Origin of the sequence: Streptomyces sp. 130, from assembly GCF_007096885.1 — a bacterium.
In the GTDB taxonomy this organism is placed as follows: Bacteria; Actinomycetota; Actinomycetes; order Streptomycetales; family Streptomycetaceae; genus Streptomyces.
This window is the reverse complement of sequence record NZ_VJNO01000054.1, coordinates 20,264-37,989: the sequence shown is the minus strand read 5'-3', so window position 1 is coordinate 37,989 and position 17,726 is coordinate 20,264. Positions and strand designations below refer to the sequence as shown.

General features: G+C 73.3%; 19 protein-coding genes. 3 read left to right on the top strand and 16 right to left on the bottom strand.

Features of this window, described 5'->3' with window-relative positions; genetic code table 11:
• Nucleotides 1–380 precede the first annotated feature (380 nt).
• Nucleotides 381–620, bottom strand: coding sequence for an I78 family peptidase inhibitor (locus FKN01_RS30025; RefSeq protein WP_143625807.1), 240 nt, complete (start codon nucleotides 618–620; stop codon nucleotides 381–383).
• 632 nt (nucleotides 621–1,252) lie between these two features.
• On the opposite strand from FKN01_RS30025, the gene FKN01_RS30020 reads away from it, so the two are divergent.
• Nucleotides 1,253–2,035 carry a hypothetical protein gene (locus tag FKN01_RS30020; RefSeq protein WP_143625806.1) on the top strand — a complete coding sequence of 261 codons (783 nt, stop codon included), beginning with the start codon at nucleotides 1,253–1,255 and terminating at the stop codon, nucleotides 2,033–2,035.
• 152 nt (nucleotides 2,036–2,187) lie between these two features.
• A complete protein-coding gene (locus FKN01_RS30015; protein WP_143625805.1) occupies nucleotides 2,188–2,517 on the top strand; it encodes a hypothetical protein in 330 nt (109 codons plus the stop codon).
• A 66-nt stretch (nucleotides 2,518–2,583) separates the two neighbouring features.
• Here FKN01_RS30015 and der read toward each other — a convergent pair whose 3' ends face one another.
• The 5 genes from der to aroH form a co-directional block, all read right to left on the bottom strand.
• Nucleotides 2,584–4,053: a ribosome biogenesis GTPase Der gene (gene der / locus FKN01_RS30010; RefSeq protein WP_143625804.1), complete on the bottom strand. Its 1,470-nt coding sequence runs from the start codon at nucleotides 4,051–4,053 to the stop codon at nucleotides 2,584–2,586.
• 64 nt (nucleotides 4,054–4,117) lie between these two features.
• Entirely contained in the window at nucleotides 4,118–4,816 is a 699-nt protein-coding gene (locus tag FKN01_RS30005; RefSeq protein ID WP_143625803.1) for a 1-acyl-sn-glycerol-3-phosphate acyltransferase, read from the bottom strand.
• Nucleotides 4,813–5,529: a (d)CMP kinase gene (gene cmk / locus FKN01_RS30000; RefSeq protein ID WP_143625802.1), complete on the bottom strand. Its 717-nt coding sequence runs from the start codon at nucleotides 5,527–5,529 to the stop codon at nucleotides 4,813–4,815. Before cmk ends, FKN01_RS30005 begins: the two co-directional genes overlap by 4 nt.
• Nucleotides 5,530–5,654: 125 nt before the next feature.
• Nucleotides 5,655–6,740 carry a prephenate dehydrogenase gene (locus FKN01_RS29995; protein ID WP_143625801.1) on the bottom strand — a complete coding sequence of 362 codons (1,086 nt, stop codon included), beginning with the start codon at nucleotides 6,738–6,740 and terminating at the stop codon, nucleotides 5,655–5,657.
• Nucleotides 6,737–7,099, bottom strand: coding sequence for a chorismate mutase (gene aroH / locus FKN01_RS29990; protein ID WP_143625800.1), 363 nt, complete (start codon nucleotides 7,097–7,099; stop codon nucleotides 6,737–6,739). Before aroH ends, FKN01_RS29995 begins: the two co-directional genes overlap by 4 nt.
• 125 nt (nucleotides 7,100–7,224) lie before the next feature.
• Here aroH and FKN01_RS29985 point away from each other — a divergent pair, with 125 nt between their 5' ends.
• Nucleotides 7,225–7,926: a DNA polymerase beta superfamily protein gene (locus tag FKN01_RS29985; RefSeq protein WP_143625799.1), complete on the top strand. Its 702-nt coding sequence runs from the start codon at nucleotides 7,225–7,227 to the stop codon at nucleotides 7,924–7,926.
• Between the two features lie 7 nt (nucleotides 7,927–7,933).
• Here the strand turns inward: FKN01_RS29985 and FKN01_RS29980 are convergent, their stop codons facing one another.
• From FKN01_RS29980 to ald, 10 genes are all read right to left on the bottom strand, one after another.
• A complete protein-coding gene (locus FKN01_RS29980; RefSeq protein WP_143625798.1) occupies nucleotides 7,934–8,950 on the bottom strand; it encodes an ADP-ribosylglycohydrolase family protein in 1,017 nt (338 codons plus the stop codon).
• Nucleotides 8,947–9,681, bottom strand: coding sequence for an NUDIX domain-containing protein (locus FKN01_RS29975; protein ID WP_143625797.1), 735 nt, complete (start codon nucleotides 9,679–9,681; stop codon nucleotides 8,947–8,949). Before FKN01_RS29975 ends, FKN01_RS29980 begins: the two co-directional genes overlap by 4 nt.
• A complete protein-coding gene (locus tag FKN01_RS29970) occupies nucleotides 9,678–10,757 on the bottom strand; it encodes an AAA family ATPase (RefSeq protein WP_143625796.1) in 1,080 nt (359 codons plus the stop codon). The genes FKN01_RS29975 and FKN01_RS29970 overlap by 4 nt, the downstream gene beginning before the upstream one ends.
• Nucleotides 10,754–11,401, bottom strand: coding sequence for a nicotinamide riboside transporter PnuC (gene pnuC / locus FKN01_RS29965; RefSeq protein WP_143625795.1), 648 nt, complete (start codon nucleotides 11,399–11,401; stop codon nucleotides 10,754–10,756). Before pnuC ends, FKN01_RS29970 begins: the two co-directional genes overlap by 4 nt.
• A gap of 126 nt (nucleotides 11,402–11,527) precedes the next feature.
• Nucleotides 11,528–12,691: a pseudouridine synthase gene (locus FKN01_RS29960; RefSeq protein ID WP_143625794.1), complete on the bottom strand. Its 1,164-nt coding sequence runs from the start codon at nucleotides 12,689–12,691 to the stop codon at nucleotides 11,528–11,530.
• Nucleotides 12,691–13,332, bottom strand: a complete 642-nt coding sequence (gene scpB, locus FKN01_RS29955; protein WP_073968094.1) for an SMC-Scp complex subunit ScpB — start codon at nucleotides 13,330–13,332, stop codon at nucleotides 12,691–12,693. The genes FKN01_RS29960 and scpB overlap by 1 nt, the downstream gene beginning before the upstream one ends.
• Nucleotides 13,329–14,321 carry a ScpA family protein gene (locus tag FKN01_RS29950; RefSeq protein WP_143625793.1) on the bottom strand — a complete coding sequence of 331 codons (993 nt, stop codon included), beginning with the start codon at nucleotides 14,319–14,321 and terminating at the stop codon, nucleotides 13,329–13,331. The genes scpB and FKN01_RS29950 overlap by 4 nt, the downstream gene beginning before the upstream one ends.
• A gap of 114 nt (nucleotides 14,322–14,435) precedes the next feature.
• Nucleotides 14,436–15,020 carry a hypothetical protein gene (locus FKN01_RS29940; protein WP_143625813.1) on the bottom strand — a complete coding sequence of 195 codons (585 nt, stop codon included), beginning with the start codon at nucleotides 15,018–15,020 and terminating at the stop codon, nucleotides 14,436–14,438.
• On the bottom strand, nucleotides 15,017–16,135 hold the full coding sequence (locus FKN01_RS29935) for a ParA family protein (RefSeq protein ID WP_143625792.1): 1,119 nt from the start codon (nucleotides 16,133–16,135) through the stop codon (nucleotides 15,017–15,019). Before FKN01_RS29935 ends, FKN01_RS29940 begins: the two co-directional genes overlap by 4 nt.
• A gap of 368 nt (nucleotides 16,136–16,503) precedes the next feature.
• Entirely contained in the window at nucleotides 16,504–17,619 is a 1,116-nt protein-coding gene (gene ald / locus FKN01_RS29930) for an alanine dehydrogenase (RefSeq protein WP_143625791.1), read from the bottom strand.
• Between the last annotated feature and the right edge of the window lie 107 nt (nucleotides 17,620–17,726).

The following is a 17,726-nucleotide window of genomic DNA, read 5'->3' as shown; positions in this document are numbered from 1 at the left end:
CCCCCCCCCCCCCCCCCCCCCCCCCCCCCCCCCCGCCCCCGGGGGCGGCGCGCCCCCGCGGCCCGCCCCGCCCCCGGCCCGCGGCCAGGCCGGGCGCCCGCCGGCCGCGAGCGGCCGCCCGCGCGCCGCGCCGGCCACGCCCCACGCAGCGCACTCGGAGCGGTCCCCGGTGACGCCCGCCGGCAGCCGGCGCCCGCCGCACGCGGACCGCGCGCCGCGCGGAGGCACGGCTCCGGCCCGGCCGGTCGCCGGCGGCTGACCCCCGGCGTAGGGGGGGGGGGGCGCCCCGCCGGGGGGGGGGGGGGGCCCCCCCCCGGGGGGCCCCGGGGGGGCGGCGCGGCGCGCCCCCGCCGGCCCCGACCTGATGTGGTCGGGGCCCCTCACGCGTATCCGCTCCGGGCGGCTCCGCCGGTCCAGCAGCGCCTGACGACGCCGCCGTCGACCTCGAAGTTGATCCGGTCCGCCTGGAACTCCATGGTGATGACCGTGCCCGGCGGCAGGGCCCGCACCGTGGACCAGCCGTGCTCCCGGGCCCGCCGCTCGGCGGACTCCGAGGAGAGCCCCACATAGGCGCCGGTGGAGTCGTCGGGCTGGGCGGGAGGAGTGGGTATCGGTGCCATACCTCTCACCGTAGGCGCCCGGGCGCGCGGACGGTAGCGGGGGCCGCGGGCGGGCACACGGCATCCTCGTGTCCCTCACCGGTCACACTTGTGTCACAAGATCCCGACACCTGTCCCCACCGCCCCCTTCACCCGAACGTGCGATTCACAACCGGACGCACAGTAATCGCACAGGCCGGTGAACGATCATGGGACCGACTCCCGGGAGACGGAAAACCGGCTGGATTTCCACTGCGGGCGGGAGGCCGAATTCCCTCCGGGAAAACGCGCCGCAAAGACGGGCTTCGCCGGTAATTCACCCTCCCTTATTGCACCCTTATCCCCGAGGGGCGGCAGGCATACCATCGGACGGGCCCGCCCGGTGCCGCGGGACCGTATAGCGGACAACCCGGTGGCGCGCATTCCGGCGCGCGGCCGGGCAGCCGTCCGCATCGCGCGCCTACCCCGTGGCCGCCCCTCCACACCCGTCCCGGCGGCGGCTTTCTCCGCCTTTGTCGGCCGATCCCCCGCCCTTCCGGCGCGTCCGGGCCCGATTCCGTACGGCTTCCGGCGTGACCCCGGCAGCGGCTCGCCCGTTGTCATCTCTGAGCCGGGAACCGCCCGGCGCACGTACCGAGTTCGAGGAGCCACCCGTGCCGCGCATGCTCGACGTCAGCGAGGACGTACGCGCCGAGATCGGCGACGCCGAAGCCGACCGGCTGCTCGTCGGCGACAACGCCCCGGGCAGTTACGACTGCACCTCCTGCCGCACCCCCGGCGACTCCGAGCAGGAGCGCACCAGCACGGTGCTGTTCGTCGGCGACGAGACCGCCGTGCTCGCCTTCGCGCACGCCAGCTGCATCCCCTCGCAGGTGGTCCAGGTCGCCGAGGAGCAGCTTCAGGGCGCCGTCCGCAGCATCACCGGCGGCGACCAGGGGGAGCCGGAGCGGATCGTCCCCGAGCAGGCCGTCCTCGGCATCACCAGCGGCCTCGTCCTGATCGACGACGAGCTCCACCCGGCCCTGGTCGTCGAGCCGACCGGCGCGATCGCCCGTCCCGGGACGGACGGCCGGGACGGCGACCAGTTCCTCCAGCTCCTGCTGGAACAGGGCTTCCAGCCGGTCCAGCGCATGGAGCAGGTGCCCGAGGTGCTGCACGGCTGGTCGATCCTGCTCGCCATGGGCCAGCTGCACGCCGTGCTCCAGCCCGGTACGGGGGGCGGCACCCCGGTCGCCTGGTGGCAGGCGCACGCACCGCTCCAGGTCACCGAGGGCTGGCGGACCGCCGCCAACAAGTCGCAGACCGTGCTGGTCTACGCCGCCCCGGCGGGCTCGATCGGCCAGCAGCCCCGCGAGGACCTGCTGCGCGACGCGCTGGAGAAGGCGTCGGCCGCCGGACTGCTGGTCGCCGCCGCCATGCCGCTGGCCGGGACCTGAGCGTGACCGCGTATCCGGAGCGCCGGCAGCGAACACTTGTCTGCCCGACGGGTGTTTCCGCGGCGAGCCCGCATCCGACGGCGGACCAGGTCGTTGGCACCTACGTGCACTCATACGACCCCTCCCACCAGCGTCCGAGCCCGATCCCTGCCATGCGTCCCGCGCAGGACCCCTCGGGCGGCCCGTCCCACACCCCGATCTACGACGCGCTGTACTCCGAGTACCGCCGCTCGTTCCGGGCGTTGCCGGGGGACAGGACCGGCGAGGAGAGTCTGGGCCTCCAGGCCCTCGGTCTCTTCGGCTCGCGCGCCCCGCTGCGCGGCCACTCGGGCCACTCCTCGCCCGGCGGTGCGGTGGCGGCGGCGGGCGACCGCTCCGGGACGGGCAACCGCGCCGGAAGTCCCGGCGGCTGGCAGCGGGTGGGCCGCCACGCGGGGCGCTCCCGGCCCGCGGCCCTGCCGCCCGGCTCACGGGAGGCCTGACCCCCCGTACGACGCGGCCGCCCCGGAGCGCTCGGTGACCGAGCGCTCCGGGGCTGCCGCGTAGGGCTACTTCTTGCGGCCCCGCTTCTCGCGGACCCGGACCGAGATGTGGATCGGGGTGCCCTCGAAGCCGAACTCCTCGCGCAGGCGGCGCTCGACGAAGCGCCGGTAGCCGTGCTCCAGGAAGCCGGAGGCGAAGAGGACGAAGCGCGGCGGCTTGGTGCCCGCCTGGGTGCCGAACAGGATGCGCGGCTGCTTGCCGCCCCGGACCGGGTGCGGGTGGGCGGCGACGATCTCGCCCAGGAAGGCGTTGAGCCGGCCGGTCGGGACGCGGGTCTCCCAGCCGTCGAGCGCGGTCTCGATCGCCGGGACCAGCTTCTCCATGTGGCGGCCGGTGCGGGCCGAGACGTTGACCCGGGGCGCCCACGCGACCTGCGCGAGCTCCGTCTCGATCTCGCGCTCCAGGTAGTAGCGGCGCTCCTCGTCCAGGGTGTCCCACTTGTTGAAGGCGAGCACGACGGCGCGGCCCGCCTCCACGGCCATGGTCACGATGCGCTGGTCCTGGACGCTGATCGTCTCGCTGGAGTCGATCAGGATGACCGCGACCTCGGCCTTCTCCAGGGCGGCGGCGGTGCGCAGCGAGGCGTAGTAGTCCGCGCCCTCCTGGAGGTGGACGCGGCGGCGGATGCCGGCGGTGTCGATGAACTTCCAGGTGACGCCGCCCAGCTCGATGAGCTCGTCCACCGGGTCACGGGTGGTGCCCGCCAGCTCGTTGACGACGACGCGTTCCTCGTTGGCCACCTTGTTCAGCAGCGAGGACTTGCCGACGTTCGGGCGGCCGATGAGCGCGATGCGGCGCGGCCCGCCGGGCGCCGTGCCGAAGGACTGCGGCGGGGCCTCGGGCAGGGCCTCCAGGACGGCGTCGAGCATGTCGCCGGTGCCGCGGCCGTGCAGCGAGGAGACCGGGTGCGGCTCGCCGAGGCCGAGCGACCACAGGGCGGTGGCGTCCGCCTCACCGCTCTGCCCGTCGACCTTGTTGGCGCAGAGCACGACGGGCTTGCCGGCCCGGCGCAGCAGCTTGACGACGGCCTCGTCGGTGTCGGTGGCCCCGACGGTGGAGTCCACGACGAAGACGACCGCGTCGGCCGTCTCGATCGCGTACTCCGCCTGGGCGGCGACGGAGGCGTCCAGGCCGAGGACGTCCTGCTCCCAGCCGCCGGTGTCCACGACCTTGAAGCGGCGCCCGGCCCACTCGGCCTCGTAGGTGACGCGGTCGCGGGTGACGCCCGGCTTGTCCTGGACGACGGCCTCGCGGCGGCCGATGATCCGGTTCACCAGGGTCGACTTGCCGACATTGGGCCGGCCGACGACGGCCAGGACGGGGAGCGGTCCGTGACCGGCCTCGTCCAGTGCGCCCTCGACCTCCTCCGGGTCGAACCCCTCCTGCGCGGCGAGCTCCATGAACTCCGCGTACTCGGCATCGCCAAGCTCTCCGTGCTCGTGGTCCGAGCCGCCGGAGTGAATCTGGTCGTTCATGAAGTCCGTTCCTCTTTGCATCATCATCGATGGACCACGCAGCGCGCGGTCCACTACTCAAGTCTTACCCGGTGCGCCCGGTGAGGCGCCCGGCGTGCTCCAGGTGGCCGGTGAGCCGGGCCTGGATGCGCAGCGTGGCCTCGTCGAGCGCCTTGCGCGTACGCCTGCCGCCCACCCGTCGCCCGCCACCCTTGTCCGAGCTTCGCGCTCCTTCTTGGGCTTCGAAGGGATCTCCGAAGACGATGTCCACGCGGCTGCGCAGCGGCGGCAGTGCCGATATCAACCGTCCGCGGCGCTCGGTGCTTCCCAGGACGGCCACCGGGACGATCGGCGCCCCGCTGCGCACCGCGAAGTACGCGAGCCCGGCACGCAGTGAGGCGAAGTCTCCGTCGCCCCTGGTGCCCTCGGGGAAGATCCCGAGCACCCCGCCGTCCTCCAGCACTCCGAGCGCCCGGGTGATGGCGGTGCGGTCGGCGGTCGTGCGGTCCACCTCCAGCTGCCCGATTCCGCGCAGGAACGGGTCCAGGGGGCCGACGAACGCCTCTTTCTTGATCAGGAAGTGGACGGGCCTGGGCGCGGTGCCCATCAGCATCGGCCCGTCGATGTTGTGCGAGTGGTTCACCGCGAGTATGACGGGTCCGGAGGCCGGGACCCGCCAGGCACCGAGGACGCGGGGTCTGAAAAGCCCGTACATCAGCCCGATCCCGATGCCGCGCCCGACCGCCGCACCACGCGGCGAGGGCGCGCTCGTGGCGTCGGTCACTTCGCGGCCCGCTTCTCCCCGACGAGGGTGACGACGCACTCGATGACCTGCTGGAGCGTCAGCTCGGTGGTGTCCACCTCGACCGCGTCGGCCGCCTTGGCGAGCGGGGAGGTCTTGCGGCCGGAGTCCGCGGCGTCCCGCTTGATCAGCGCCTCCTTGGTGGCGGCGAGATCGGAGCCCTTGACCTCGCCGCTGCGGCGGGCGGCCCGGGCCTCCGGCGACGCGGTGAGGAAGATCTTGAGGTCGGCGTCGGGCAGCACGGTGGTCCCGATGTCGCGGCCCTCGACCACGATGCCCTTCTCGGCCTCGGCGGCGATGGTGCGCTGGAGCTCGGTGATCAGGGCGCGCACCTCGGGGACGGCGCTGACCGCGCTGACCTTGGAGGTGACCTCCTGGGTGCGGATCGGGCCGGAGGCGTCCTCGCCGTCGACGGTGATCGTCGGGGCGGCCGGGTCGGTGCCGGAGACGATGACGGGCTTGGCGGCGGCGGTCGCGACCTGCGCGGCGTCCTGCACGTCGATGCCGTTGTTCAGCATCCACCAGGTGATGGCGCGGTACTGGGCGCCGGTGTCCAGGTAGCTGAGGCCGAGCTGGGCGGCGACGGCCTTGGAGGTGCTGGACTTGCCGGTGCCGGAGGGGCCGTCGATGGCGACGATCACGGCGGCCGGGGCGGTCCGGACGGCGGCGCTTACGGTTTCCACGGTGGTGGACACCTTCCTGGTGCTCGGGGCGGGCTGGACGGGACGCGTGAACCCGCCCCGCACAAGGTTACCGAGTGCGGGGACGGGCCCGGTCACCCCTGTGGACAAGTGTGCGACCGGCCATGGTCGCACGGTTCCTACTGCCGGATCGACCAGCCCCGCTCGCGGAGGGCCTCGGCCAGCCCGGGGGCGGCGCTGGGTTCGACCATGAGCTGGACGAGACCGGCCTGCTGGCCGCTGGCGTGCTCGATGCGCACGTCCTCGATGTTGACCCCGGACCGGCCCGCGTCGGCGAAGATGCCGGCCAGCTCGCCGGGCCGGTCGCTGATCAGGACGGCGACCGTCTCGTACGAGGCCGGGGCGGAGCCGTGCTTGCCCGGCACCCGGACGCGGCCCGCGTTCCCCCGGCTCAGGACGGAGCGGATGCCCTCGGTGCCCGCCCGCCGCTTCTCCTCGTCGGAGGACTGGAGCCCGCGCAGCGCGGTGACCGTCTCGGCCAGGTCGGCGGCGACGCCCGCGAGGACGTCGGCGACGGGACCGGGGTTGGCGGACAGGATCTCCACCCACATGCGCGGGTCGGAGGCCGCGATCCGGGTCACGTCCCTGATCCCCTGCCCGCACAGCCGGACCGCGCTCTCGTCGGCGTCCTCCAGCCGCGCCGCGACCATCGAGGAGATCAGCTGCGGGGTGTGCGAGACGAGCGCGACGGCCCGGTCGTGGGCGTCGGCGTCCATGACGACCGGGACGGCCCGGCAGAGCGCGACCAGCTCCAGGGCGAGGTTCAGCACCTCGGTGTCGGTGTCCCGGGTCGGGGTGAGCACCCAGGGCCGCCCCTCGAAGAGGTCGGCGGTCGCGGCGAGCGGCCCGGAGCGCTCCTTGCCGGCCATGGGGTGGGTGCCGATGTACGGGGTGAGGTCGGCCCCCAGCGCCTCCAGCTCGCGGCGCGGGCCGCCCTTCACGCTGGCGACGTCGAGGTAGCCGCGGGCGACCCCGTCGCGCATGGCGGCGGCGAGGACGGTCGCGGTGTGGGCGGGCGGCACGGCGACGACCGCCAGGTCGACGCGGCCCTCGGGCGGCTCGTCCGTGCCGGCGCCGAGCGCGGCGGCGGTCCGGGCGGACTCGGGGTCGTGGTCGACCAGGTGGACGGTGACGCCCCGGCCCGCGAGGGCGAGGGCCGCGGAGGTCCCGACGAGGCCGGTACCGATGACGACGGCGGTTCTCACTGGGCGATGTCCTTGCGCAGGGCGGCGGTGGCGCCGAGGTAGACGTGGTTGATTTCGGCCTTGGACAGATAGGTCTCGACGTGCGCCAGGATGCGGACCACCCGGGGCATGGCCCCCTCGACGTCCAGTTCCTGGGCGCAGATCAGCGGTACGTCGACGATCCCGATGGCGCGCGCGGCGGCGGCCGGGAAGTCGCTGTGCAGGTCGGGCGTGGCCGTGAACCAGATGCTGATCAGGTCGTCCGCGACGAGGTCGTTGCGCTCCAGCACGGTGGTGAGCAGGGCTCCGACCCGCTCGTGCAGGTGTCCGGTCTCGTCCCGGTCCAGCTGGACGGCGCCCCGGACCGCTCGTACCGCCACGTCGTGCTCCTCGTTCGTCCCTCTTCGTGTGCTCGTGATCAGCGTAGAGGGACGGCGGGGTGCCGTGCCCGGCCGCCCGTTTTTATGAGACGCGCCCGCACCCGTCCCTCGCGTAGCCTCCCGGCATGATCACACCGACCGCCGAGGACCTGGTGCGCGACCACACGGTGTACTCCTGTGTGATGGGGTCGCGCGCCTTCGGTCTCGCCACCGGGACCAGCGACACCGACCGGCGGGGCGTGTTCCTGGCGCCGACCCCGCTGTTCTGGCGCTTCGAGAAGCCGCCCACGCACGTCGAGGGCCCGGCGGACGAGCAGTTCTCCTGGGAGCTGGAACGCTTCTGCGAGCTGGCCCTGCGCGCCAACCCGAACGTGCTGGAGTGCCTGCACTCGCCGCTGGTGGACCACGTGGACGACACCGGCCGGGAACTGCTCGCCCTGCGCGGCGCCTTCCTCTCCCGCCGGGCGCACGACTCGTTCGTACGCTACGCCCTGGCCCAGCGCCGGAAGCTGGAGGCCGACGTGCGCCAGTACGGCGCCCCGCGCTGGAAGCACGCGATGCACCTGCTGCGGCTGCTGACCAGCTGCCGGGACCTGCTGCGCACCGGCGAACTGACGATCGAGGTGGGCGAGGCCCGCGAAGCCCTCCTCGCGGTCAGGCGCGGCGAGGTCCCCTGGCCGGAGGTCGAGCGCCGCATGACCCGCCTCGCCGCCGAGAACGACGAGGCGGCGGGCACCTCTCCACTGCCGCCCGAGCCGGACCGGGCCCGCGTCGAGGACTTCCTGATCCGCGTCCGGCGGGCGTCGGCGCTGGCCTCCGCCCGCTGAGGACGGCTCAGGCGTCCCAGAGCGCCCCGAGCTCCAGCAGCTCGCCGCGGTACTCGATGCGCTCCGCCCACGCGGCCGGCCAGACGTCCGGGCCCAGGTGGGCGCCGGCCAGGGCGCCGGTCAGGCAGGCGATGGAGTCCGAGTCGCCGCGGGTGCAGGCGGCGCGGCGCAGGGCGGTGACGGGTTCGTCCGGGAAGAGCAGGAAGCAGTGCAGGGCGGTGGCCAGGGCGTGCTCGGCGATCCAGCCGTCCCCCGTCCGCTCGCAGGGGTCGGTCTCCGGCGAAGGGGCGCGCAGGGCGTCCTGGACGGTCGCCAGCGCGGCCAGGCACTCGTCCCAGCCCCGGCTGATGAACGCCTCGGGCGAGGCGTCCTGCGCGTGGCGCCAGAGGTCACCGAGCCACCGGTCGAGGTAGCGCTCGCGGTTCTCGTAGGCGTACGAGCGGAGTTGGCCGATCAGGCCGAGCGGTTCGGTGCCCCGGGCCAGCAGGTACACCGCGCGGGCCGTCAGGTCGGAGGCGGCGAGCGCGGTCGGGTGGCCGTGGGTCAGGGCCGACTGGAGCTGGGCGGCGCCGGAGCGCTGCTCGTCGGTGAGGCCGGGCGCGAGTCCGATGGGCGCGACGCGCATGTTGGCGCCGCAGCCCTTGGAGCCGGTCCGGCTCGCCTCCTGCCACGGGCGGTCGCCGTCGAGCAGGTGGCAGGCTTCCAGGCAGGTGCGGCCGGGGGCCCGGTTGTTGTCGGGCGAGTGGTACCAGTCGACGTACTCCTCGCGCACCGGGCGGGCCAGCCGGAGCCCGGTGAGCGGGCCCCGGCCCATGGCGGTGCGCAGGCCCCGGCCCAGCGCCAGGGTCATCTGGGTGTCGTCGGTGACGAAGGCCGGCTTCGGCAGCTCCATCTCCCGCCAGGGCCCGCACTTGGCGAGGATCGACGGCACGTCGTTGAACTCGGTGGGAAAGCCCAGCGCGTCGCCGAGCGCGAGCCCGATCAGCGCGCCGGTCGCGGCCCTCTTCGTACGGGTGGTCGTCATGTCTGCCGTCCTTCCGGTCGCAGCAGCGGGGGGTGCAGTGCGGTGGCGTCGCCCGCGCGGTAGAGGGCGGCCGGTTTGCCCCGGCCGCCGGTGCGGCGCGGGGCGCCCTCGGCCGGCCGCACGAAGCCCGGCGTGGCGAGGACCTTGCGGCGGAAGTTGGGGCGGTCGAGCTCGACGCCCCAGACCGTCTCGTAGACCTGCTGCAGCTCGCCCAGGGTGAAGCGCGGCGGGCAGAACGCGGTGGCCAGGCAGGTGTACTCCAGCTTCGCGCCGACGCGGTCGCGGGCGTCCGCGAGGATGCGGTCGTGGTCGAAGGCGAGCGGGCCGGTCCGGGCCGCGTCCCACCAGCGCGCGCCCGCCGCGTCGCCGCCGCCGCGCGGCTCGGGCAGGTCCGGGACGAGGGCGGTGTGGGCGACGGAGACGACGCGCATCCGGGGGTCGCGGTCCGGGTCGCTGTAGGTGCGCAGCTGCTCCAGGTGGAGGCCGGAGACGGTGTCGTCGCTCAGCCCGGTCTCCTCGGCCAGCTCGCGGCGGGCGGCGGCCCCGGCGGACTCGCGGGGCAGCAGGAAACCGCCGGGAAGCGCCCAGTGGCCCTTGTACGGCTCCGCGCCGCGCTCGACCAGCAGGACGTGCAGCCGGGACTCGCGGACGGTGAAGACCGCCAGGTCCACGGTGACGGCGAACGGCTCGAAGGCGCTCGGGTCGTAGCCCTCGGGGGCGGCGGCGCTCATCGGCGCTCCGGGAGGGGCGCGGCGAATTCCCAGCCCTCGGCGAGCAGCGCGTCGACGGCCTCGACCGCGCGGGCGAGGCGCGCCTCGGGGCTGCCGGTCACCTCGGTGAAGGGCCGGCCGGTCCGGGTGAGCTCGGCCCGGAACCGGTCGGTCATCCAGGGGCGCAGCTCCTCGCCGTCGCGCAGCCCGTCGTCCTCGAAGGGGACGCCCTCGTGGTCCGTGAGCAGCCACAGGTGGTGGCGGGCCCGGTCCGCGACGCGCTCGACGAGGGGGTTGCGTCCGCCCACGTACCGCTCGTGCCAGACGGTCGTCGCGAAGGAGTCCGTGTCGCAGAAGAGCACCGGGGAGCCGGTGCGGGCGGCCTCCTCCTCCCGGGCGTTCTGGACCTCGGCGATGTGCGGGAAGTCGTGGGTGGAGAGGGTGACGTCCTCCCACTGGGCGCGGGGCCACCGCTCGCGCAGCTCGGCCAGTTTCCGTTCGCTGTACTCGCGCCCGTACTCGGCGACGTACCCCGTGTGCGCCCAGACCCCGCCGCGCCGCCGGTAGTGGGCGGCGAGCGCCCGGGCCAGCGTGGTGGTGCCGGTGGACTCCGCGCCGAGGACGACGACGCGGCGGGCGAGCGCCGCCCGCACCGGCGCTTCGAGGAAGCCCCAGCAGCCGGCCGGGTCCGCGCGGACGGCGGTGCCGGAGACGGGGTAGGCGGTGCGGCCGGGGTCGACGCAGACGGACTCGGCGCCGAAGCGGCGGGCCAGCTCGTCCCCGTACGGCTCCGAGGTGAAGACGGCGTCCACCCGCTCGGGCACCGCACCGGTGAAGACGGCCATGTGGGCGTCCCAGATCGCCGGGTCGTGCAGGTCCATGCGGGTGTCGTCGATGGCGCCGACCACCGTCACATCGGGGTGCGCCTGCCGCATCCAGTCGACCCGGTCGGCGAGCGGGACGGATTCCACCGACGCGGCGCAGACGAGGACGGTCAGCCGTTCGCAGCGGGCGGCGGCGGTGCGGACGAGGTGGTGGTGGCCGGCGTGCGGCGGGTAGAACTTGCCGAGCACGAGTCCGTGCGGGTAGCGCTTCATGCCGGAACCTTCACGGGGTCGGCTGCGGTCAGGTCGCGGCGCCAGTTGCGCAGGCCGGTCAGGCACAGCGTCAGGAAGCCGACGTACAGCAGCGAGGTCAGGTACAGCTCCTTGTACGCGTACAGCGGGATGTACACGATGTCGGCGGCGATCCACAGCCACCAGGACTCCACCAGCTTGCGGCACTGCCCGTAGGTCGCCGCGAGCGAGAGCGCGGTCGTGAGCGCGTCCCAGAACGGCACGGTCGAGTCGGTCGCCCGGTCCAGCAGGACGGTCAGCGCCGCGGTCCCCACCGCCCCCGCCGCGAGCAGCCCGGTCCACTCGGTGCGGGTGGTGCTCCGCACCGGCAGCCCGTCGGTCCCCGGTCCACCCCCGTGGGTCCAGGTCCACCAGCCGTACGCGGCGAGGGCGATGAAGACGATCTGGAGTCCGGCGTCGGCGTACAGGCCGGACTGGGCGAACAGCAGGATGAAGAAGAGGTTGTTCGCGATGCCGATCGGCCAGTTGGCGAGGTGCTGGCGGGCCACGAGCCAGACGCACAGCGCGCCGCTGCCGAAGCCCAGCACCTCGGTCCAGCTGACCGGGGTGTCCAGGACCGTCACCAGGGGCCGCTGCAGGGGATCGAGTATGTCCGCGAGACTCACGCCCGCCTCCTTAATAGTCACTGTGACTATAAAGGCTCGGCCGGATACGCGGAAGGCCCGCGGCCGGTTCCCCTCCGGAAAACTCCGGGGAACCGGCCGCGGGCCCTGGTCCGTGCCGAGGACCGGCTACAGGCCGACCTCGCGCATCAGCATGCCCACCTCGGTGTTGGTGAGCCGCCGCAGCCAGCCCGACTTCTGGTCGCCGAGCGCGATCGGGCCGAAGCCGGTGCGCACGAGCCGGTCGACGGGGAAGCCCGCCTCGGCCAGCATGCGGCGCACGATGTGCTTGCGGCCCTCGTGCAGGGTCACCTCGACCAGGTAGTTCTTGCCGGTGTTCTCCACGACGCGGAAGTGGTCGGCGCGGGCGTAGCCGTCCTCCAGCTGGATGCCGTCCTTGAGCCGCTTGCCCAGGTCGCGCGGGAGGGGGCCCTGGATGGCCGCCAGGTACGTCTTCTTCACGCCGTACTTGGGGTGGGTGAGACGGTGGGCCAGCTCGCCGTGGTTGGTGAGCATGATGATGCCCTCGGTCTCGGTGTCCAGCCGGCCGACGTGGAAGAGCCGCGTCTCGCGGTTGGTGACGTAGTCGCCGAGGCACTGGCGCCCGTCCGGGTCCTCCATGGAGGCGACGACCCCGGCCGGCTTGTTCAGCGCGAAGAACAGGTAGGACTGGGTGGCGACGGTCAGCCCGTCGACCTTGATCTCGTCCTTGTGCACGTCGACGCGCAGGCCCTGCTCGATGACGATCTCGCCGTTGACCTCGACCCTGCCCTGGTCGATGAGTTCCTCGCAGGCGCGGCGCGAGCCCATGCCGGCGCGGGCCAGGACCTTCTGCAGCCGCTCGCCCTCCTGCTCGGCGCCGGGGTGCGTCTTGGGGGTCTTGATCTCGGGCTTGTTCGCGTACCGGTCGCGGTTGCGCTGCTCGATCTTGGCGTCGAGCTCGCGCGGACGCGCCGGGGCGCCGTACGGGCCGCGCCGGGCGCCGCCCTTCGTGCCGCCCTGGGGGCTCTTCGGGCCGCCCTTGGCCCCGCCCCGGGCCGCCGCACCGCGCCCCTTGCGGACACCGCCGCCGGTGGCGGGCTTGTCGGAGCCCACGTCGTAGCGGCGCTCCTCGGGCCTGGGCTTGCGGGGGCGCTCCTCGTTCCGGCGGTCCTCGCGCTCCGAGCGGGGGGTCCGCGCGCTCGGGTTGCTGTTCCTGCCGGTGCCCTTGTTGTTCCGGCCACCGCTCCAGCCCCCGCCGCTGCCGCCGCTCCTGCCGCCGCCGCTACCGCTGTTCCTGCCACTGCTTCGCATCAAAAGTCCGTCTTGTCGTCTGCGTGAGTTTCCGGGGTGTCCGGTGCGTCCGGATCGAACGACGGCACACCCTCTGGCGTCTCGGCCTCGATCGCGTCCGCCTCGGGGAGGAAGGGCGCGAGCTCCGGAAGCTCATCCAGGCCACGCAGGCCCATCCGCTCCAGAAAGTAGTTCGTCGTCCTGTACAGGATCGCACCTGTTTCGGGTTCCGTGCCCGCCTCCTCGACCAGGCCCCTCTGGAGCAGGGTCCGCATGACCCCGTCGCAGTTCACCCCGCGCACCGCCGAGACCCGCGACCGGCTCACCGGCTGCCGGTACGCGACCACCGCCAGGGTCTCCAGCGCCGCCTGGGTCAGCCGGGCGTGCTGGCCGTCCAGGACGAACCCCTCGACCGCCGCCGCGTACTCGGGCCGGGTGTAGAACCGCCAGCCGCCGGCGACGAGCCGGAGGTCGAAGCCGCGCCGCTGCGCGGTGTACTCGTCGGCCAGCTCCCGCAGGGCTGCGGCCACGGCCCGCCGGGGGCGCTCCAGCACCTTGGCGAGGTGTTCCTCGGTGGCGGGCTCGTCCACGACCATGAGGACGGCCTCCAGGGCGGGCTTGAGGTCCAGGTCCGCGACCGCGGAGCCCGCGGGGTCCGTCATGGCGTCTCCTCGGGGGTTGCGGAGGCGTCCGGGGCCTCCTGGTCGAATTCGTCCGTCACGACGGGCTCGGCCCCCGCCTCACCGGCCCAGCGCACCATCAGCTCGCCGAGCGCCACGTCCTGGTCGAGGGCGACGGCCTTCTCCCGGTACAGCTCCAGCAGGGCCAGGAACCGGGCGACGACGGTGAGGGTGTCCGGCGCGTCCTCGGCCAGCGCCCGGAAGCTGATCTCGCCCGCCTCGCGGACCCGGGCGACCACGATGCCCGCCTGCTCGCGCACGCTGACCAGGGGGGCGTGGATGTGGTCGACGTACACCTGCGGCGCCGGCTTCGGCTGCATCGCCTTCACGGCCAGCCGGGCGAAGCCCTCGGCGCCGATGCTGATGACGACGTCCGGCAGCAGTTCGGCGTGGTGCGGTTCGAGGCCGACGGTACGGGGGAAGCGGCGGCCCTCCGCTTCGAGCCGGCCGGCGAAGATGTCGGCGACCCGCTTGTACGCGCGGTACTGCAGGAGCCGCGCGAAGAGCAGGTCCCTGGCCTCCAGGAGCGCGAGGTCCGCCTCGTCCTCCACCTCGGCCGCCGGGAGCAGCCGGGCGGCCTTCAGGTCGAGGAGGGTCGCGGCGACCACCAGGAACTCGGTCGTCTGGTCCAGGTCCCAGTCGGGGCCCATCGCCCGGATGTGGGCCATGAACTCGTCGGTGACCTTGGACAGGGCGACCTCGGTCACATCCAGCTTGTGCTTGGAGATCAGCTGGAGGAGCAGGTCGAAGGGCCCCTCGAAGTTCGCGAGGCGCACGGTGAAGCGGCCGTCGTCGGGGGGAGCGGGTGCTTCGGGGGCCGCCTCGGGGACCTCCTGCGGCACGGGCGAGGGAGTCCCCTGCGGCGCGGGTGCCTCAGCCGGTGCCGGTGCCTCCGCGGGGACGGCCCCCGCCCCCGGCCCGCGACCCAGGGGGCGGCGGGCGGTGCGGGCGGGCTCGTCGGGTGTCGGCATGGAGGTCCAGGGTGCGCGGGTGGGGTACGGCGGCGGGCGGCGGCCCGTACGGAAGGCGGGCCCGGCCGCACGACGGCGGCGGTCCTTCCGGGCAGGCTACCGGCGCCGTACCGGTCAGCGGCCGCGCAGCCGTCGTACGAGGATGCTCGCGTCGCCGCGCGATTCCAGGTCCGCCAGGACGACGGCGACCGCCTCGCGCACGATCCGGCCCCGGTCCACGGCGAGGCCGTGCTCGCCGCGCAGGACGAGGCGCGCGTGCTCCAGGTCCATCAGCTCCTCGGCGGAGACGTAGACCGTGATCTTCTCGTCGTGGCGTTCGCGCCCGCTGGGTCGGCGGTTCGCGCCGCGTCCGCCGCCGCGCCTGCGCTGCTGCTGCACGACGGGTGCCGGGGCGGGTTCGGCGGGCTGCTGCGGGCGGCGGCCCGCCTGCGCGGCGACGGCGACCCGGTCGCCCTCGGCGGACCGGCTGCGCGAGTCGCCCGCGTCGGCGCCGGCCGCCGCGTGCTCCGGCCGGGCGGGGACGGTGCCGACGTCCGGGGCGGACTCCCCCGGCGCGGCGGTCCCGGGCTCGTTCTCACCGGCCGGAGCCGGGACCCGGGCCTCGCCGTTCGCCTTGCGCCTCCGCTCCGCGGGCGACGAGGACTGGAGCGCAGTCCCCCCGGTCGTACGGAACAGTTCGTCGGCCCCGGGCAGACTCACTCGGCGTGACACCGGGCGAGCACCTCCCTGGCGAGCTGGCGATAGGCGGCGGCACCGACCGAGTTGGAGGCGTACGTGGTGATGGGCTCACCGGCGACCGTGGTCTCGGGGAAGCGGACCGTGCGCCCGATGACCGTGTGGTAGACGTGGTCGTCGAACGCCTCGACCACCCGCGCCAGGACCTCGCGGCTGTGCACCGTGCGGGAGTCGTACATGGTGGCGAGGATGCCGTCGAGCTCCAGCTCCGGGTTGAGCCGCTCCTGGACCTTCTCGATCGTCTCGGTGAGCAGCGCCACACCGCGCAGCGCGAAGAACTCGCACTCGAGCGGGACTATCACCTTGTGCGCGGCGGTCAGCGCGTTCACCGTGAGCAGGCCGAGCGAGGGCTGACAGTCGATCACGATGTAGTCGTAGTCGGCCATCAGCGGCTTCAGGGCGCGCTGGAGCGTGGACTCGCGGGCCACCTCGCTGACGAGCTGCACCTCCGCGGCGGAGAGGTCGATGTTGCTGGGGAGCAGGTCCATGTTGGGGACCGCGGTCTTCAGCAGGACCTCGTCGGCCGCCATGCCCCGCTCCATGAGCAGGTTGTAGACGGTGAGGTCGAGCTCCATCGGGTTGACCCCGAGGCCGACCGAGAGGGCGCCCTGCGGGTCGAAGTCGACGAGCAGGACGCGCCGTCCGTACTCCGCGAGCGCGGCGCCCAGGTTGATGGTCGACGTGGTCTTGCCGACGCCGCCCTTCTGGTTGCACATCGCGATGATCTTCGCGGGACCGTGGTCGGTCAGCGGGCCCGGGATCGGGAAGTAGGGCAGGGGGCGGCCGGTCGGGCCGATCCGCTCGCGGCGCTGCCGGGCGGCGTCCGGCGCGAGCGTGGCCGCGTACTCCGGGTCGGGCTCGTACTCGGCGTCGGGGTCGTAGAAATGCGCCTGGGGCGTCTCGGCGAAGTCGGCGAGGGGGGCGGTGTCCCGGCCACTCTCGTTGCCGGCCATGGCGTTCACGTGAAGGCCGTCCATCATCTGGGGGGCTGTCGTCATGTGCTGGTGGGTGGCGAAGGTGCGGACAGCGACGGAGCCGACAGCCTCCCGCCCGTGCGGGCTCTGGCCCCGTGCGGGCATCCCTGGTTGAACACCCCCGGGAGTAATTGTCGACTCATTCACAAGTCGTCTTACCTCCTTGGACGTGACCAGGAAACTTATCGATAGGTCAGCGTGGCACCATGCCGACGATTGGCGACTCTATGGCGTGTCCCCTGTCCGCAGCAACACAATCCACCGGACCCGGCCCGTTGTGTCGGCAATCGAACGCCCCGCTGTCAAGGGCGCGCAACCCTCGGTGCACACTTTTCCCGGGTGTACGAAACGGTTAAAGGGTTACGTTCGAGACGAGTTGCTCGGGGGCGCGCGCCGCCCCGGCATGCGTCCGGCCGGACCTTGCCGGCAAGGTCCGGCCGGACGCACGGAGTTGACGAAGGGGTTGACCCCGGTCAGCCGATGAGCGTGTTCAGGTCGACGTGGTCGAGGCCGTGCGCCTCGGCCACCTCGCGGTAAACGACCTGTCCGTCATGGGTGTTGAGGCCCTTGGCGAGCGCGGCGTCGCGGCGCAGCGCCTCCACCCAGCCCCGGTTGGCGAGCTCCACGATGTAGGGCAGCGTCGCGTTGGTCAGGGCGTACGTCGAGGTGTTGGGCACCGCGCCGGGCATGTTGGCGACGCAGTAGAAGACCGAGTCGTGGACCTGGAAGGTCGGCTCGGCGTGCGTCGTGGGGTGCGAGTCCTCGAAGCAGCCGCCCTGATCAATTGCAATGTCGACAAGTACACTTCCGGGCTTCATCTTGGCGACGAGCTCGTTGGTGACCAGCTTCGGCGCCTTGGCGCCGGGGATCAGGACGGCACCGATGACGAGGTCGGCCTCGACCACGGCCTTCTCCAGCTCGAAGGCGTTGGAGACGACGGTCTGCACCTTGGTGCCGAAGACCTTGTCCGCCTCGCGGAGCTTGTTGATGTCCTTGTCGAGCAGCGTGACGTGGAAGCCGAGGCCCACGGCGATCTGGGTGGCGTTCCAGCCGGAGACACCGCCGCCGATGACGACGGCACGGCCGGCCGCCGTGCCCGGGACGCCGCCGGGCAGCACACCGCGGCCACCGGCCGAGCGCATCAGGTGGTAGGCGCCGACCTGCGGGGCCAGCCGGCCCGCGACCTCGGACATCGGGGCGAGCAGCGGCAGCGCGCGGTTGGCCGTCTCGACGGTCTCGTACGCGATGGCGGTGGTGCCCGACTCCAGGAGCGCGTCGGTGCACTCGCGGGAGGCGGCGAGGTGCAGGTAGGTGAAGAGGGTCTGGCCCTTGCGGAGGCGGTGGTACTCCTCGGCGACCGGCTCCTTGACCTTGAGCAGCAGGTCGGCGGCGGCCCAGACCTCGTCGGCCGTGGGCAGGATCTCCGCCCCGGCCGCGGCGTACTCCGCGTCCGTGATGGAGGAGCCCGCTCCGGCGTTCCGCTCGACGACGACCTGGTGGCCGTGGCGGACGAGCTCATGCACACCGGCAGGCGTGATCGCCACGCGGAACTCGTTGTTCTTCACTTCGCGGGGGATGCCGACCTTCATGTCGATCACGGTCCTTGGCTCAGAGGATAATCCGGGCACAGCAATGCAAAAAGGGTAGATGCATCACATGTGAAGGCACCGCGAACGGCCGCGGTACAGCCAGTCTA

Coding starts and splice junctions, on each gene's coding strand:
- FKN01_RS30015 (WP_143625805.1), top strand. CDS start 2,188: ATGCGTCCCGCGCAGGACCCCTCGGGCGGCCCGTCCCACACCCCGATC.
- FKN01_RS30025 (WP_143625807.1), bottom strand. CDS start 620: ATGGCACCGATACCCACTCCTCCCGCCCAGCCCGACGACTCCACCGGC.
- FKN01_RS29980 (WP_143625798.1), bottom strand. CDS start 8,950: ATGACGACCACCCGTACGAAGAGGGCCGCGACCGGCGCGCTGATCGGG.
- der (WP_143625804.1), bottom strand. CDS start 4,053: ATGAACGACCAGATTCACTCCGGCGGCTCGGACCACGAGCACGGAGAG.
- FKN01_RS29985 (WP_143625799.1), top strand. CDS start 7,225: ATGATCACACCGACCGCCGAGGACCTGGTGCGCGACCACACGGTGTAC.
- FKN01_RS29935 (WP_143625792.1), bottom strand. CDS start 16,135: ATGCCCGCACGGGGCCAGAGCCCGCACGGGCGGGAGGCTGTCGGCTCC.
- FKN01_RS29970 (WP_143625796.1), bottom strand. CDS start 10,757: ATGAAGCGCTACCCGCACGGACTCGTGCTCGGCAAGTTCTACCCGCCG.
- FKN01_RS29960 (WP_143625794.1), bottom strand. CDS start 12,691: ATGCGAAGCAGTGGCAGGAACAGCGGTAGCGGCGGCGGCAGGAGCGGC.
- FKN01_RS29950 (WP_143625793.1), bottom strand. CDS start 14,321: ATGCCGACACCCGACGAGCCCGCCCGCACCGCCCGCCGCCCCCTGGGT.
- ald (WP_143625791.1), bottom strand. CDS start 17,619: ATGAAGGTCGGCATCCCCCGCGAAGTGAAGAACAACGAGTTCCGCGTG.
- FKN01_RS29975 (WP_143625797.1), bottom strand. CDS start 9,681: ATGAGCGCCGCCGCCCCCGAGGGCTACGACCCGAGCGCCTTCGAGCCG.
- scpB (WP_073968094.1), bottom strand. CDS start 13,332: ATGACGGACCCCGCGGGCTCCGCGGTCGCGGACCTGGACCTCAAGCCC.